Source organism: Paraburkholderia sp. SIMBA_030 (assembly GCF_046535245.1).
Taxonomy (GTDB): Bacteria; Pseudomonadota; Gammaproteobacteria; order Burkholderiales; family Burkholderiaceae; genus Paraburkholderia.
The window spans coordinates 1-275 of record NZ_JAWRXB010000425.1; the positions used below are offsets into that span (position 1 = coordinate 1).

At 68.7% G+C, this 275-nt stretch carries 1 pseudogene; it reads right to left on the reverse strand.

The window, feature by feature from the left end:
• Positions 1-275: pseudogene (locus SB772_RS40630) on the reverse strand (hypothetical protein); the annotation flags it as partial.

The window sequence follows — 275 nt, forward strand, 5'->3', positions numbered from 1 at the left end:
GCGGCCGTCGGCTTCGCGCAGCACGAACGGATCGGACTGCCAGCCGGTGCCGGCGGGCACCACGTCGAGGTGCGTGTTGAACGCGAAGGTCGGGCCCGGCCCGTTTTCGAGGCGCGCCATCACGTTGGCGCGGCCCGGCTTGTATTCGCTCACGCACAGATCGAAGCCCGCTTCTTCGAGCAGACGATGCACGAGTTGCGCGGCCTCGATCTCGCGTCCCGGCGGGTTCTCGGTATTGATGCCGACGAGGGCGGCGAGATCGCGCTTCATGCGCG